Genomic DNA, 14956 nt, shown 5'->3' with positions numbered 1-14956 from the left:
CGTAGGTTGCTGGTGAGTTTACGAACCGCAACAGGTTTTAAGATTGGCTGTGTGTCCAAAACGGACAGTCAGCCAAATGAGCGCAGTAACTAATTGAGATTGTTTGTGCTGTATAACTCCATAATTAATTCGGAGTGACAGTTAACCCTTTGATTTAGCGCGAACTAAATCGAATGAAGATTCATCTACTTTTGGAGTTATACAGCACCACACCAAATTAGTTGGAATAACGTTCTGTGGGTTATATAGTTGGTGCAATTTAATAAACTGTTAGGTGTATTTTTACCACCACATTGGAATGGATAAGGTAATAGATGGTTAAATTCATTAAAAGAAAATTGTCGTCAATATCTTTTCGACTTCGTCGAATTGCACTAAATCAGCATAAATCTGGGAAAACCACATTTGCGGCAGTTCTATTAAACGTTTCTCTCGCCTATAAACTATGTGCTGCGTTAGTCACTCTAGGTTCGTTTTTACTAATCAACAAGATTATAAAAGAAGGGCCACCTTCGGTTATTTTAATAGAGGCTGCACTTGCGGTCTTTCTTTGCTTTATCACTGTTTATGCCACAAAACAATCCTTGATGTATAGAAACAAAAAACGAGAAAGAAACAAAAGACTATACAATTTAAATACCGAACTTACTGCACTGCGAAAAAAACAAGAGGAATCAAATTAATACTATCAAATAGAAGAGCTAGGCACCTAACAAAGCAATCAAACGGATGGATTTTTAAGTTGCTCTTTTGCCATTCCGCTTCGCTACATTTTACGGCAAAAGTGCAACTTAAAAACCACCGTTTATCGCAACGTTAGCTTTGCTAGGTCATATCTACAGTTACTACTTAAAAGCTAAAACCTCGAGGAAATTATATGACCATTGAAAATCAACATTCGACGCAATATAAGTACGCTAAAATTGCCGGTTTTTCTTATGTCGTTTTTACATTATTTGGCGCAGCCAAAAACTTCTTTTTAAATACCAACTTGTCTGAGCTGGATGACATAGCTACCAGCGGCTATTTTGTTTCAAGCTTAGGATTTCGTCTTGGTATTGCCGCCGAAATCTTAATGTTTATCTTCACACTAATAGCGTCGATTGCATTTTTTATTGTGTTAAAACCACTAAACAAACCATTAGCATTTGTTACGTTAGGTTTTAGACTGGCTGAAGTCATTTTGGGGTGTGTCGCAGTGATCGCGAGTATGGCGATGCTAGCCTTAACAGTTAAACTTCATTTATCTTCTGCATTCGAACATGAGCAGCTAAGGCAAATGTTGTTGGCTTTTTCTAGCTTAAGAATGCCAGCCTATGAACTATCTTTTATTTTTATGGGAGTTGCAGGAAATTTAACCTTTTATTTGTTTTATAAGCACATGTCTATTCCAAAGGCTTGGTGTTTTTGGGGGTTCGTTACCTACTCAAGCATGATGTTATACACCTTGGTCAAATTAGCCATTCCAGATCTTCCTCGTGAAGTTCAATTAATTATGCTTCCGGGAGCTCTATTTGAATTAACTGTTGGTGTTTGGTTGGTTACTAAGGGTATTACGCTAAAAAAATAGTGCTAACAAGTCGCTCAAGCATCGCAACCTTTGGTTGCTGGACAGTTTTTAAGTCGCGCTTTTGTGAATTTGCTGCGCAAATTTTTATCACAAAATCACAACTTAAAACCTGCCGCTTAGCTCGGCGTTATGTTCCCGAGTTACCCACCAACTGTAGACACCCTGTATAGTTAGAAAATCCTATATGGAGGTGCTCATTATGGCACGCAAGAAAACACAAGCTTACACCGAAGAGTTTCGCCGTGAAGCAGTTAAACGTGCAGAGAAGGAAGGTAACACTACTGCATCTGTTGCCCGCGATCTTGGAATTAGCGCACAACAGATCTATAACTGGCGCCGTCAGTTTACCCGCCTTTCTGAAAAACAATTTAATTCTATTGCTGGTGTTGATTATTCAAAAAATGAAAGTGATGAGTTACGTCAGCTAAAACGAAGAAACGCAGAACTGGAAAAAGAGCTAGCCTTCTTAAAAAAGGCAGCTGCGTACTTTGCGAACCAGCACGAGTAAAGTACGCGTTAATTCGTGAGCACTGGGAGACTTTTCCTGTATCGCTGATGTGTCGTGTGCTGTCTGTCTCTCGCAGTGGTTATTATCGCTGGATTGATCGGGAAAAGAGTCAACGACAACTGCAACGGGAATGCCGTGAACGCCAGATAATTGATACTTATGCGACTTACAAGGCGCGCTATGGTGCACCGCGAATCGCTAAAGAGTTGCATGCAATAGGTCAGCCTTGTTCAGTTAACTTTGTTGCCAATGTGCTGAAATTACAAGGTTTAAAGGCCCACAACGGGAAAGCATTTAATTATGGAAGCCATGCGTTGACGATGCATAATGTATCGGAGAATTTACTCTGGCGTCGCTTCGGTGCGAGCAAACCCAATGAGAAATGGACAACGGATATTACGTATATCTGGGTTGAAAAACAGTGGCTCTATCTGGCGGCAGTGATGGATTTGTACTCGCGCAGTATTGTTGGTTGGTCGCTGGATACCAGCATGACGGAGGCGCTGATTACTGATGCATTACGTATGGCATTTGAACGCCGGGATGTCAAACCTGGGCTAATCATTCACTCTGATCGAGGTGTCCAGTATCGTGCCCAAAAATATATTGACTTTATGCGGTGTCATGACGCCATTCCGAGTATGAGTCGCAAAGGGAACTGTTGGGACAATGCGCCGATGGAGTCCTTCTTCAGTCGCCTGAAGGTTGAGTTGATTTATACCCGGCAATTCCACTCGATTGAAGATGCCAGATCGAGTATCTTTGAATACATAGAAATTTTTTATAACCGCTTACGCAGGCATTCCAGTATTGGTTATGTTGCACCAGCAGAGTTTGAACGAATGACAGCCTTGGCTGCATAGTTAGGGTGTCTACTTTTTGTGGGTAAGACCAGTGTAAAAATGAATTACGACGAATACATTAAAGAAGCGAAAAAATATTCAAGCGATGAAGTGGTTACTTGTTTAGTTTCGCATCTAAGCAGTTGGAAAACCGATAGTACGGATGTGGTAGAGCTAGCTAATGCAATCGAAAGGTTCTTCGGCAACTCCTGGATATCCAGCGAAGAAACTCATAGCCATCTGTATAAGCTTTGGTCTAGTTTCAAGAATGAAGCAATATTAGGCATTGGCGGCATGACAATGAACGAGAGACTCTATTGTTTTGGGTTATTCGAACGTTTTGACAATGCCTCTGAAAAAGAGCGGCAGGTAATTTATGAAAAATTGTGTGCAAACACTTAACAAGCGACTGCGGTAAAAAATCGGCAGCTTCGGCATCAAAATCGGCCTTTTCTCTTGCTGAGTACCCCGTCACCAAGGTCCGCCATTTGCCGAAAGCCGCCCCCAACCAAATTGATCTATAACACCACTTAGAATAAATCGACTTTTCCCTAACATAGATCGCGTTAAGAACACCAAAAAATAAATAAACAATTAGTTCAAAGGATTATTTCATGACTGCCAACAACCAACTACAAGGTATAGACGTTTCCCATTACCAAGGCGCGGTGGATTGGAAAAAAGTTAAGGCGGCGGGAATTGCGTTTGCTTACGCAAAAGCTACCGATGGCAATACCTATACTGACCCCCAGTTCCATACCAACTGGCAAGGTATACAAGCCGCCGGTATTTTGCGCGGCGCTTATCATTTTTACGAAACGAATGATGACCCTGTTAGCCAAGCTAATAATTTTATTACTGCCGTAGGTTCACTCGCTGCGAATGATTTGGCGCCGGTTGTGGATATTGAAATTTTTAAAGGCAATTACGGCAGTAATAGCGTCGCCGCGAATTTGCAAATCTGGCTGGACACCGTGGAAAAAGCTCTGGGCCGAACGCCCATGATTTACACCGGCCCTTCATTTTGGAATCAAACTATCAATACTGATTTTTCCAAGTACCCACTCTGGGTTGCGGAATATGGTGTGGCTGCACCAACAATTCCATTTGGTTGGAGCACATATAATTTTTGGCAGTATTCGCAAAGCGGGAGTGTTGATGAGGTTACAGGGAGTGTTGATTTGGATGTTTTTTTGGGGACGCCATAAAAAAATGCTCCGCAAGGCATACATTTACACAGGCACCAGCAGACAATCCAGAAACGCAAAATTCACCTAGAGTACAAATGCGAACGCAAGTGCTAAGCGCACTTGCGTTGCAATATTCACGGCAAAGTTCACCTGATTTTTCTGTCCGGTTCACAAGCCTGGCTTGGGGAGCTGACGGGATTAATTTCCCAGCAACAAATCCAAACGCAGTAAACCTTGGGCGGCGTCTGAGCCTGGGGTGGCAAAGCGTTTGCCTTGTTGCACAAACATTTTGGCTTTATCGGGGGAACCCAACTGCACATAACTTTGCGCGAGCACCAAATACAAATCTGCCGCGCGACGCTCTATGCGCAAGCCGCGTTCGGCAGTGGCGATGGCGCCTTGGTAGTCTTGCGCTTGATACTGGCCGCGCGCTTGTTTGGCGAGGCTAACGGCAGCGGGGTTAAGTACCATCGCGGGAGCCGGTGTAGGTAATGGTGTGACTGCGCCGGGCTGGGGTTGGACAACTACGGGCGCTGGTTTAACCGGCTCTTGCGGTTGGGGCGCTGGGTAACTTGGGTAGTCAGAGTGGGTTGCACAGCCTGCCAACACAAATAACAGACCGGCCAGACACAATTGGGAACAACGTTTGATCATCAGATAACTCGTTTGTGTGATGTGAGACTTTAACCGCAGAGCGATCATTCACTTTCTTTGGCCGCGGCTTTCAGCAGGCGCGCTATTTCTTTCCACAGGTCGAGATAGGCCAGTGCCGCGCGACTGCGCTGATTGTAGCTGGTTAAGGGGGCGCGTCGCAGCCCCATTTGCTCGACGGCGGAGTCGTTGGGAATCCAGGTTTTGAGCATGGGCACCGGCATTTTTTTGCTGTTGTCTATCGCCTCGCGGTGCAGGTTGCGGCGCATATCCACCTGATTAAAAAAACCGACAATGCGCTTGGGGGCGGATTTTTTGCTGGCGAGAAACTCCACCACTTGCTCCATCGCGCGGATCGATAGCGGGCTGGGAATCATCGGGATCAACAGAATATCCACTTCCTGCAAAAGCTGTTCAACGCTGGGCGAGAGCGTGGGCGGGCAGTCAAAAATCAGCACATCGGCTTTTTCGCTCAGGGGTTTGAGCAGCTGCTTGAAGAATTTTTTGTCTTTGCTCAGCGCATCAAACTCGCTATCCAAACTACGCAGGCTCAAATCGGCGGGGATTAACATCAGATTGGGATAGGGGCTGAACAACTCCATCTCACCGATGGATTTGCCTTTATTAAAAAGTTTTATCGCCTTGCCTGAACCCGGTTCTTGCTGGCAAAACCAACTGGCCGCCGCTTGCGGGTCTAAATCCCAGAGGATGACATTCTTTTTTGCCGCGGCCGCCATATAGGCCATGTTGACCGCGGTGGTGGTTTTACCCACGCCGCCTTTGAGGTTGTAGAAGGCAATTTTAATCATAGGAATTCCGTTTGTTAGCTGTGGCTATTGTTGGAGGCTTTGGCAAACAGTGCGTCTATTCTGATCGGCAGAATGTTACTTGTAGCATTTTTAACCGCTTCCTTCAAAATTTAGCCAGGATAAAAACGATCTGCGCCGCAAAATCGGTGCGGGCAAGCACGCCTGCGCGTAGCGGCGTACAATCGCGGCTTACTTTTGCGAGCGCTCCCCATGAACCAAGCCCACCCTTACGAACTGCTCACGCCCGATATGGTGTTGGATGCTATCGACAGCACCGGTTTTTTAACCGATGCGCGCATTCTGGCGCTCAATAGTTACGACACCCTTAACATGCACACATAGACCAGGAATACCTAACGTGATTAAATGTATGTACATATTGGCGACAGGAAATCACTTGTGCGAGCAGACAAAAGATCTAAGCAAGCGCTGAATTCAGCAGCGCGACTCTCGTTTATCGACGTGTTTACTCCCTCCCAAGTTACATTCGATCATCAATCCGCCACGTTTTCCCGATTCAAGTACAACTCCCTTTCACTTCAGCTGTCTCCCATTGATGATGGGGTGATTCGTAATTTTCCTATTTTAATTCGTGGAGATGGCTCGCCATGGGACTTGGGCAACCTCTATCTAATGGGCAAGTTCACCGAAATGGCAAAGGTGTCGCCGCCCATCATTGATACCCTTCGCTCTATAGCCAAGCACTTAGTCATGTATTTGCGCTGGATTGAGCACTTACGTAATGACGGTCAAAATATTCATGAGTTGTATTTTCCTGTCGAGGAGGAGAGGCGAGTTACGTGGGCTTACTTCCGATATTTAAAAAGGCTTCTGCGCCAGACGTGCGACCAACCAATTTCCCTGAGCGTAGCCAAAGCTCGTATGCAGGCTGTGATCGGTTTCTATCGAGGGATATTAGCTTGGAGACTGGTAGGCGAATCAGCGATAGAGCACAGTGCATTCAATAGCATTCTAGTGGGTATTCCGATTGTTAATTCCGTCGGAATTCAGATCATGAAAACTGTAGAGACCACTAATTTCAAAATCCCCAAGCCACAGCGCGACCAAGTTGGGTTGATAAGGGACGGCGGCGCATTGCGACCACTAACTGAGCACGAGCAAAACTTATTTCTTGAAACACTCAGGAAAAGCAGCAATCGAGCCTTCCAATTAATATGCTTTGTAGCTCTTTTCACTGGTGCTCGCCTCCAAACAGTTTGCACCTTGAGAATGAAGGATGTTTCTAAGCTTCTCGATCAAAAGCCCAACAACGGAGAAGTGTTGTTGCGTGTCGGCATGGGCATGGGGGTTGATACAAAGAATCAGAAGCGCTACCGCCTCCACGTACCTGTTGCACTGGTTCAAATGCTAAGCAATTACATTGAATCAGAGGAACACCGGGAGCGTCGAGCACTGAGCTTCTATGGAGATAGCGAAGAAAATTATGTCTTTCTTGCGTCAAATGGCTCTCCCTACTACACGAGTACTTCCGAGATTGTTGATCGCCAAGAAGGCAAGTTCAGCAGGAGAATTTCTGCACGGGATCGTGTTTCATTCACAATCCAGCACGGAAATGCCTTACGGAATTATCTGAGGCGCCTCATTCGCGACATTCGCCTGGAACACTCTGACTTCACAGCATTTGGATACCATGACTTGCGGGCAACTTATGGAATGAATTTCGTCCGAGACGCAGAATCATCCGGCGCTAAAGATATCCGCGATGAGCTCAAGGCGAGAATGGGTCACTCAAGTTTTAACACAACTCAAATGTACTTAAATTACGACGAGCACAATCAGATCGTGAGTGCCGCAACTGCGTTTCACCACAACCGAATTAATAGCGTTGTTAAGCAGTTTCAACTATGACAATTAGCACTACCATTTACTCGATTCCCGAACTCCAAACCCTTAGTATTAATAGCTATGAAGTGGCACCTCAATTCAGGCCTGAATTGACAACGCTAGATTTAGGGCCCAGCAAGACCCTGCGATATTGGCAGCCCTATCGCGTTTGTTACCTGGATCGCCGATCAATCCATCCAACTGTCAGTTATACATCCAAAAATGAGCGCAAAAAGGTTAACCTTTCGAGTCTTTGCTCTCAGCGTGTCACTTTGATTCGCCCCATTATCAGCGGATTATTAAAGGGGCATTCAGGTATTCCTAAATTCATCCACATTGAAACTGCACTCGACTGGATCGATCAGCAGAGCCGCTCCGCAGAGCTATATTGTGTTGAGGGAGCGCGGAGGCTGTATCGGGATTACACCGACCATTTGCGCCACCGCCTGCGATTGTCCAATGTTGGAGAAGCAACTGGGTCAATTAGCTATGGAACAGCCTCACCGCTACAAGTCGCAATGGCATATATCTGTGGGCTTGCCTCTGAATGTGATCGCCAAGTGGTACAAAGTTGGGCTATCCGCATCCCTCAAAAAAAGATCGGATTAAATGAGTTGCCTGCACCTGCGACAACTGGCGAAGAGCATGCGCTAGCGTATGCCATGCATCAACGGTACTTTGAAGCATTCTGTAGTGCTGTTCTCAATAACATTACCCCACCTGTGGTAGTTAAACTGAAAGATTTGGGTTTTGAGGATTTGATTTACTACGACAAACGCGCCAATAACGCAGGTGGCTGGTCAGTGGCAAAGAAGTCGGCGGAGAACAACTTCTGGCGACCTTTTTTCTATCGGCCTGAAGGTATATTTGAAGGTGGGCCCAAGGCATTCAATAAACTGTTAGCAGAGCACGGCATAGCGCCCGTTAAAGGCAATTCATTTAACCGCATGAAAAAAAATAATCGTCAATTCAGCCCAGACACACTCCTCGCTATGGCGAACTTCGCCACACGTCATTTTGCTCACCTCCTGCTCGCAGAAGCAGGGAACAACACGGCGCATCTCGGAAGCATTGATTGCAATAATGTAAGGTTGGATAGAGATTTAGGGCGCGCATCAACTCGCGCCATTAAGGGACGTGCTGGTTTTGAAGAGCAGAAACAACACGTTGATCTTCGTTTTGCTCAAACCATCTGGAGACAATACCTCAAGCTGCGCAACTGGATGTCCAAGCAAATTGAAATGCCTCCCGAACTGGGCGTGTTCCTCTTGGGAAAAAGAGATACTGGTGCACCTTACTATACCGTTACGGCCGCCTCTTTAGCGAAGATATATTACTGGCCGGCTAGTGCCCCTTCATTAGCAACTCGCGCAGCGCGCAAGCATAAAACTGTAAATCTTGTTGAAGGATCTGGCGGCAACGTCGCGCTGGCTGCAGCAATGCAATCGGCCACCCCCCAAACTATTGAGCGTCACTATAACTTCAAAAATCACGAAGAAGCCATAAAAGCAATGAACAACTACTTTGCGGCCCAAGCGAACGCTGCGGAACTACGCTACACAGGGGTAAAACCTGTACGTATCATTGAGGGTGGTGACCAGACACTCACAGGTTTTTGTGATGTAGATACGGATCGGCCAAGATTGGTAGAGGGGTTTGAAGAACTTGGTATTGAGCCGCGATGCGGTGCTCCGATTACCTGCATATTTTGCGCTCACTTTGGACTGCATGCAGACAATGAGGACATAGTACGCTTACTGACCATCAATTACTGGATCGAGATCCAAAGTCGTCACAGCTCTATAAATATTGATGATCACTTTCAGAAGTTTGCACCTTACTTGAACCGGATCGAACAGATACTAAACGAGCTTTCCGCCATCGGGGGCGAGGTTTCTGAACGTATCAAAGATGCTCAGATCCGATTTCAGCGAGGCGAGCGAGACACATATTGGGACGCCAAAATCAACGCTCTGCTTGAAATGGAGGAAACCTAAGATGGCCTTTCAAATGCATTGCTCCAATCCCAACCCTCTAATAGCTCCCGACGTGGTTGATTTCATCCACCAAGCAGGTATCAACCCAGAGTATGTTATCTCTCGCCGAAAAGACGGCAAGCCACTTAGCCGATTCAAAGACAAAATCTGGGACTGCCGGATCTATGGCGCGCAAAGTGCTTTTACATTTGAAAGTTGGTGGGATACAAAAGCTAAAGGACCAATGGATACGTTGGCTCACACACTTACGGATGAGATAAAGACTATCTTCTGGCTGAGCATGTTTGAAACTACTGCCAACGCGGAACGCTCAAGGGGATTCGCTCACTTATCGCAACTGACATCAAATCTGCGGGCAATGGCCAAGATTGCCCATACACTTCGCATACGACTTGCTGAAGCGCATACAAACGCACAGTTTCAAATTGCCCTACGCAGTTCTATTGCAAGTGTTCAGCCCGGGTTTGGAAGTTATAACCAGCTTGTGGGGTTACTCAAAGATACAGCTTTCTGGCAGCAAGTAGAAGCAATCGAGTGTGATGTTCCACGCCTTGTCCCCGAGGATGGCTTGATCGATGTATTGTCCCTCTTACAACAGAAGATCATTGCAAATTTAGATCAACGTGAACAATTCCCACTCATACCCACGCGGCTATTCGGCAATTTAATAAGCGGAGCATTAGCCCAGCTGGAAGCGGCGGAGCCTTACCTTCCGCACATAGAAGCCTACATTAAAGCTGCTTACGCCGACCCAGCCCTAGGTGCAAGTAATAGGAAGCAGTACAGGAACAACTTGAGGCGTATTAGACGGCTCTATCCTGATCATGAGTATCAATTCAATGTGGAATTCGTCAGCCTTGACAATGCTTTTGAGCGATTTAACTTATCGGCCTACGCCAAGCAGGTGCATCTTTCAGGCTTACGAACGTTTGAAGCACACATCACACATCTGCATGTACTTTGCGTATTTCTGATCCATGCCTTCTCCGGGTTACGAACTTCCGAAGTACGAGTGATGCCTTTTGAACCGGCTGTACATTCTAATGTCAACGGTTTCGGGAGTTTGCCTGTGCTTATATCTCACCTTAAAAAGTTCTCGAAAAGTGGTAATTACAGCCGCCCACTGGTTTGGGCAACTTCGAAGGAAGGGTTGTATGCAGTGAAAATCGCCCAGCAGCTTACCCGCATCAAATGGTTCCGCAGTAATCGACCTGAGAAGGACATACCAAGTAATCTGCCGCTTTTTGCGGCAAATAGTGACGATGTCAGATCCACTCCAAATATTCACTATGAATTACCTATAGCGCCTGCCCCATTCTTCACAAGAAATTGGCGCACCGCAATTGAATCTCTGAAATTGACAATTGAGGCCGAAGATATAGAGGAACTACGTATGTTTGATGCATTTCGCGAATGGGATGAGAATCCCGATTTCGCAGTGGGACAGCTTTGGCCGCTTTCATCACACCAATTTCGACGTTCCGTGGCAGTCTATGCAAGTCGTTCTGGCATGGTGTCACTGCCAACACTTAAAACGCAGTTTAAGCACCTGTCTGAAGTGATGACTGCCCTATATTCAGAGAACTCAACCTACGCACAAAATTTTCTGATTGACGAGAACGGCAAACCAATCGCCGACGGCAGTGTATTAATGTCCTTTCGTGATGCTGTTGCCTTCAATACGAGCGTGCGCTTCCACGAGCAGGTCATTCAATCTGAGAAACAACTCAACGGAGCAATTGGGGATCAGATTCAGCGTGCAAAGAACAACAATAGTCTACCTAAGATGTTCATTAGCCGCGAGGAAACAGAAAAGGCGTTGAGGCAAGGGCGATTCAGTTTCAGAGAGACGCCTGTGGGTGGCTGTGTATGCAAAAGCAGCTGCCCCCATTTTGCAGTGGATGTAGTATTACCCTGCACCAATGGCTGTCAGGAAGCGATCTTAGAAAAAGGAAAACTGGAAAAATACGTAGAAAGTCTTCGCTTTGATATGGAGGCACTCTCACTAAACAGTCGCCCATACAAATTGATTGCCAAAGAGATTGACTTCGTAACATCCACCTACCTGCAACCTGCGGACGCCGAGCTATGAAAATGAGCGGTACCGTTAAGGAATACTTCGCTGCGCTGGACCGCCTTAAAAAAAACGTACCCATCCATGTTCCCAAGGGCTCTCCTATCAACAAAGATCAGGTGGCATTGGAGGCGGGTCGAAAGCGCGGGAGTATTCGTAGTCGCCCGGGTTTTGAGACACTAATTGCGGAAATTGAATTAGCTGGAGAGCAACCACCGCCAACAAATAAAAAGGAGCGTCTTCAGACCAACCCAAATCAGACCGCTGAAATAGAGCGACTCAAACGTGATCTCGACGTAGCCCGCAGCCGTTACATGTCTCTGCTATATCTAAATGCAGAGATGGCAAAAGTGATTCGTAAACTCGGTGGAGAGGTTCCTCAATATGGAGTAGTGACAGATCTACAAGTTGATCCCAACAGCACCGATATCCCTTATTAATGAGTTAAATCATGTCAGACCATCCCTACAGTACGCTAACACCAGAACGAATTCTCGATGCAGTTGAGAAATTAGGATATCACTGTGATGGTCGTTTGAATGCTTTAAATTCTTACGAAAACCGTGTGTTTCAAATCGGAATAAATGACTCCGCGCCAATCATCGCAAAATTCTACAGACCGTCTCGGTGGTCGTTTGAGCAAGTAAGCGAGGAGCATGACTTTTGTAAAGAGCTTGCAGTAGCAGAGTGGCCAATTGTTCCACCGTTAGTACATGAAAGCGGAGTAAGTGCTCATCGGGACGGAGAATTTACTTTCGCATTATTTCCACGAATCGGAGGACATGCCCCAGAGCTAGATAGCTTGGACACATTAGAATTACTCGGTCGCTCACTTGGAAGATTACACGCGATTGGATCGGTAAAGCCCTTCAGCAGTCGGCCACAGCTCGATATCCAGAGTTACGGTATCGATAGTCGGGAATTTCTCCTGAGTAATGATTTTATTCCACCGAGTCTCCTTCCGGCCTACGAATCACTGACTAAAGATATTATTAAAATAATAGAACAGCGATTCAGTGAGTGTACGTATGCACCAATTCGTATTCATGCTGATTGCCACCCGGGCAACATTTTGTGGCGAGAAGACCGGGGGGTATTTGTTGACTTCGATGATTGTCGCATGGGGCCAGCTGTACAAGATTTGTGGATGTTGTTAAGTGGTGATCGCCAAGACCAAACTACACAGCTCGATTCGCTATTAGAAGGCTATGAGATGTTCCATGACTTCAACGATTCAGAACTATGTTTGATAGAGCCCCTCCGAACTCTTCGTATGCTAAATTACGCCGCTTGGATTGCGAGGCGTTGGACTGATCCGGCATTCCCATCAACGTTCACATGGTTTAATACCGAGCGCTACTGGGCAGAACATGTCCTTCAATTGCGGGAACAGTTTGCGAACCTCCAAGAGCCAGCGCTTGTTCGGTCCTCGGGAAATTATTAGGGATATTTTTTCAATGTTAGGTGGCCTTAAAACGTACCGACGAATTAATTTGCCATTCTGTTTCAATGTCTGTCACTGCTTGTAAGTTCTGCCTCAATCGATTGCGGGCAAAGAGAGAGATTTGATATTGGCATGTCTATTCAATTTTTTTACCGCATGGAGCACAACATTGGAAACGCTATATATTCTTGGCAATGGATTCGACTTACATCACCGCCTCGATACGAAATATTCAAGCTTTGGTCTTTACGTTAAAGAACACTATCCGAATGTCTACGATCAATTAATCGAGTTTTACGGATTTTGTGATTTAACGCACTGCGATGAATCTACAGCCGACAGAGCACTCTGGAGTGACTTCGAGAACGATTTGTCGAAACTCGATACCGAATCAGTAATGGAATCACTTTCTCAATTTATCGCAAATCCCGGAGGGGAGGATTTCCGGGACAGAGATTGGGGGGCGTATTCCATTGAGGTTAGCAGCTTTGTTGACAAGTTACTTAACACCTTGTTTTCAGCCTTCAAGGAATTCATTTTTCAAGTTGAATACCCTACCTTAGAGCAGCGATTGCTTCTAGATTTCTCCAATGCCCACCTAATTTCCTTCAACTATACAAACACGCTTCAGGCATATTACGGGGTCAACGATAGCAAAATAAACTATATACATGGAAAGGCAGCGAGTGAATCCTCAGAATTAGTGCTGGGACATGCAATTCCGGCCGAAAATTTCATAGATGATGAACAAAGTCCTCCTCCACATTTGACAGATGAGGAACTAGAACTGTGGGAGCAATGCATGAGCGACCGCTATGATTATTCTGTTGAATTGGCGAGGGATGAATTGCAGGGTTATTTTTCAAGTACGTTCAAGCCAACAAACGACATAATAGAGGCAAATGAATTCTATTTTAATCAGTTGTCTGGTGTTGATACAGTTTACATTCTTGGTCACTCACTAGCTGACGTAGATCTGCCATATTTTGAAAAACTCATAAGCTCTGTAAGCGCACAATCCGTCTATCACACCTCGTACTATCTTGATCACGAAAAAATGTCACACTTAGATAGGCTAAAACAGCTAGGAGTTGCTGAAGAAAAAATATCGATGACGAAAATTTCTGAGCTGCCCCATTTGTCGCAATTAAAATTAATATAACTTGGAACTTTCTGATACTTAACTTTACTACTTGCACATTTTTACTGGCATTCCGGGTCACATCCGAATATTTTATTCACCCCCTGAGAGCAGCGATTCCGTCATTTTAGCAAGCCAGACTGACTCTGGCTCCGCAAAGGCCTACCTGACTCTGCCTTCAAACAGAAAAACCTAAATAATTAAATACCTTTAATCTCTCCAAAATTTTAACTTTCAATAATTCGTCCATAGAGAAACAGCTTCCTTTCAATGTCACGAGTGCTCACACCATTTAATCGACTGGACCAATCTATCAGATTCTGTCTATATTGCAGATACAGATCTATATGCCGCTCAACTTTTTGTCGACTGCCCCCCTTTCCGAAATCTAACGGAAAACGGGCGACCCCGGCGTTCTTATTTATATTGCGTTCGTCCTCATTGAAAATGGATCTCCATGCTTTCACAACATTGCTGTCAACAATAGGGATTAATTCAGGATAAACGAAATGAAGCGCTTTCGATGTACCAATTATGGAATTATTAACCGACGGAACAATCAATCGAAAAAGTTCCGCTATAGCAGTCGAGTTTCCAGACTGAAGCCTTTTCAATTGCTCTTTGCATCTAGCCCAATCGAGTTCACCGCGCCATTTGGGTACTGTTGGAATCCAGGAATATGCGAACGCAATAGCCAGCATCAGATCATTTTTGTCTTGGATTTTATGAGTTTTGAAGATTATTTCGGTTTTTTCGCACCATGGATCAAATGTCTCGTGCGCAACCTTTTTACATAACACATCGTATTTTTTTTCGCTCAATAGGGTCATGTTCATCTTACGTCGACTTAGAATATTTATAGTGCTGTGACTATCGCGAGCTACC

The 14956-nt window shown here is 45.3% G+C and carries 15 protein-coding genes and 1 pseudogene; 13 read left to right on the top strand and 3 right to left on the bottom strand.

Annotated features, from left to right (window positions below):
• Positions 1 to 314 precede the first annotated feature (314 nt).
• The 6 genes and pseudogenes from D0B88_RS06185 (at position 315) to D0B88_RS06160 (ending at position 4128) form a co-directional block, all read left to right on the top strand.
• Complete coding sequence (locus tag D0B88_RS06185) at positions 315 to 683, top strand: hypothetical protein (RefSeq protein ID WP_151055915.1); 369 nt, start codon at positions 315 to 317, stop codon at positions 681 to 683.
• Between the two features lie 194 nt (positions 684 to 877).
• Complete coding sequence (locus D0B88_RS06180) at positions 878 to 1570, top strand: DUF4386 domain-containing protein (protein ID WP_151055913.1); 693 nt, start codon at positions 878 to 880, stop codon at positions 1568 to 1570.
• A 199-nt stretch (positions 1571 to 1769) separates the two neighbouring features.
• Positions 1770 to 2078, top strand: coding sequence for a transposase (locus D0B88_RS06175; RefSeq protein WP_007646377.1), 309 nt, complete (start codon positions 1770 to 1772; stop codon positions 2076 to 2078).
• Positions 2078 to 2941: pseudogene (locus tag D0B88_RS06170) on the top strand (IS3 family transposase); the annotation flags it as partial. The gene D0B88_RS06175 and the pseudogene D0B88_RS06170, both read left to right, overlap by 1 nt.
• A 39-nt stretch (positions 2942 to 2980) precedes the next feature.
• Complete coding sequence (locus D0B88_RS06165) at positions 2981 to 3322, top strand: hypothetical protein (RefSeq protein WP_151055910.1); 342 nt, start codon at positions 2981 to 2983, stop codon at positions 3320 to 3322.
• A gap of 212 nt (positions 3323 to 3534) precedes the next feature.
• Positions 3535 to 4128, top strand: a complete 594-nt coding sequence (locus tag D0B88_RS06160) for a glycoside hydrolase family 25 protein (protein ID WP_151055908.1) — start codon at positions 3535 to 3537, stop codon at positions 4126 to 4128.
• A 180-nt stretch (positions 4129 to 4308) separates the two neighbouring features.
• Here D0B88_RS06160 and D0B88_RS06155 read toward each other — a convergent pair whose 3' ends face one another.
• Positions 4309 to 4764, bottom strand: a complete 456-nt coding sequence (locus D0B88_RS06155) for a tetratricopeptide repeat protein (RefSeq protein WP_151055906.1) — start codon at positions 4762 to 4764, stop codon at positions 4309 to 4311.
• 44 nt (positions 4765 to 4808) lie between these two features.
• The gene (locus tag D0B88_RS06150; RefSeq protein ID WP_151055904.1) at positions 4809 to 5570 is read right to left on the bottom strand and encodes a ParA family protein; all 762 of its coding nucleotides are present in this window, start codon (positions 5568 to 5570) and stop codon (positions 4809 to 4811) included.
• Between the two features lie 210 nt (positions 5571 to 5780).
• On the opposite strand from D0B88_RS06150, the gene D0B88_RS06145 reads away from it, so the two are divergent.
• The 7 genes from D0B88_RS06145 to D0B88_RS06115 all read left to right on the top strand — a co-directional run bounded on the left by D0B88_RS06145 (position 5781) and on the right by D0B88_RS06115 (position 14092).
• Positions 5781 to 5912 carry a hypothetical protein gene (locus tag D0B88_RS06145; RefSeq protein ID WP_370452488.1) on the top strand — a complete coding sequence of 44 codons (132 nt, stop codon included), beginning with the start codon at positions 5781 to 5783 and terminating at the stop codon, positions 5910 to 5912.
• A 57-nt stretch (positions 5913 to 5969) separates the two neighbouring features.
• Complete coding sequence (locus D0B88_RS06140; RefSeq protein ID WP_191966534.1) at positions 5970 to 7439, top strand: site-specific integrase; 1470 nt, start codon at positions 5970 to 5972, stop codon at positions 7437 to 7439.
• Entirely contained in the window at positions 7436 to 9412 is a 1977-nt protein-coding gene (locus D0B88_RS06135; RefSeq protein WP_151055900.1) for a hypothetical protein, read from the top strand. The genes D0B88_RS06140 and D0B88_RS06135 overlap by 4 nt, the downstream gene beginning before the upstream one ends.
• A gap of 1 nt (position 9413) precedes the next feature.
• Complete coding sequence (locus D0B88_RS06130) at positions 9414 to 11504, top strand: hypothetical protein (RefSeq protein ID WP_151055898.1); 2091 nt, start codon at positions 9414 to 9416, stop codon at positions 11502 to 11504.
• Positions 11501 to 11926, top strand: a complete 426-nt coding sequence (locus tag D0B88_RS06125; RefSeq protein WP_151055896.1) for a hypothetical protein — start codon at positions 11501 to 11503, stop codon at positions 11924 to 11926. Before D0B88_RS06130 ends, D0B88_RS06125 begins: the two co-directional genes overlap by 4 nt.
• 11 nt (positions 11927 to 11937) lie before the next feature.
• The gene (locus D0B88_RS06120; protein WP_151055894.1) at positions 11938 to 12930 is read left to right on the top strand and encodes a serine/threonine protein kinase; all 993 of its coding nucleotides are present in this window, start codon (positions 11938 to 11940) and stop codon (positions 12928 to 12930) included.
• Between the two features lie 169 nt (positions 12931 to 13099).
• On the top strand, positions 13100 to 14092 hold the full coding sequence (locus D0B88_RS06115) for a bacteriophage abortive infection AbiH family protein (RefSeq protein WP_191966533.1): 993 nt from the start codon (positions 13100 to 13102) through the stop codon (positions 14090 to 14092).
• A gap of 206 nt (positions 14093 to 14298) precedes the next feature.
• On the opposite strand, the gene D0B88_RS06110 is transcribed toward D0B88_RS06115, so the two are convergent.
• A complete protein-coding gene (locus tag D0B88_RS06110; protein WP_151055890.1) occupies positions 14299 to 14907 on the bottom strand; it encodes a hypothetical protein in 609 nt (202 codons plus the stop codon).
• Positions 14908 to 14956 lie beyond the last annotated feature (49 nt).

The organism is Cellvibrio sp. KY-YJ-3, assembly GCF_008806955.1.
Taxonomy (GTDB): domain Bacteria; phylum Pseudomonadota; class Gammaproteobacteria; order Pseudomonadales; family Cellvibrionaceae; genus Cellvibrio.
This window is presented reverse-complemented; position numbering and strand designations above follow the sequence as displayed.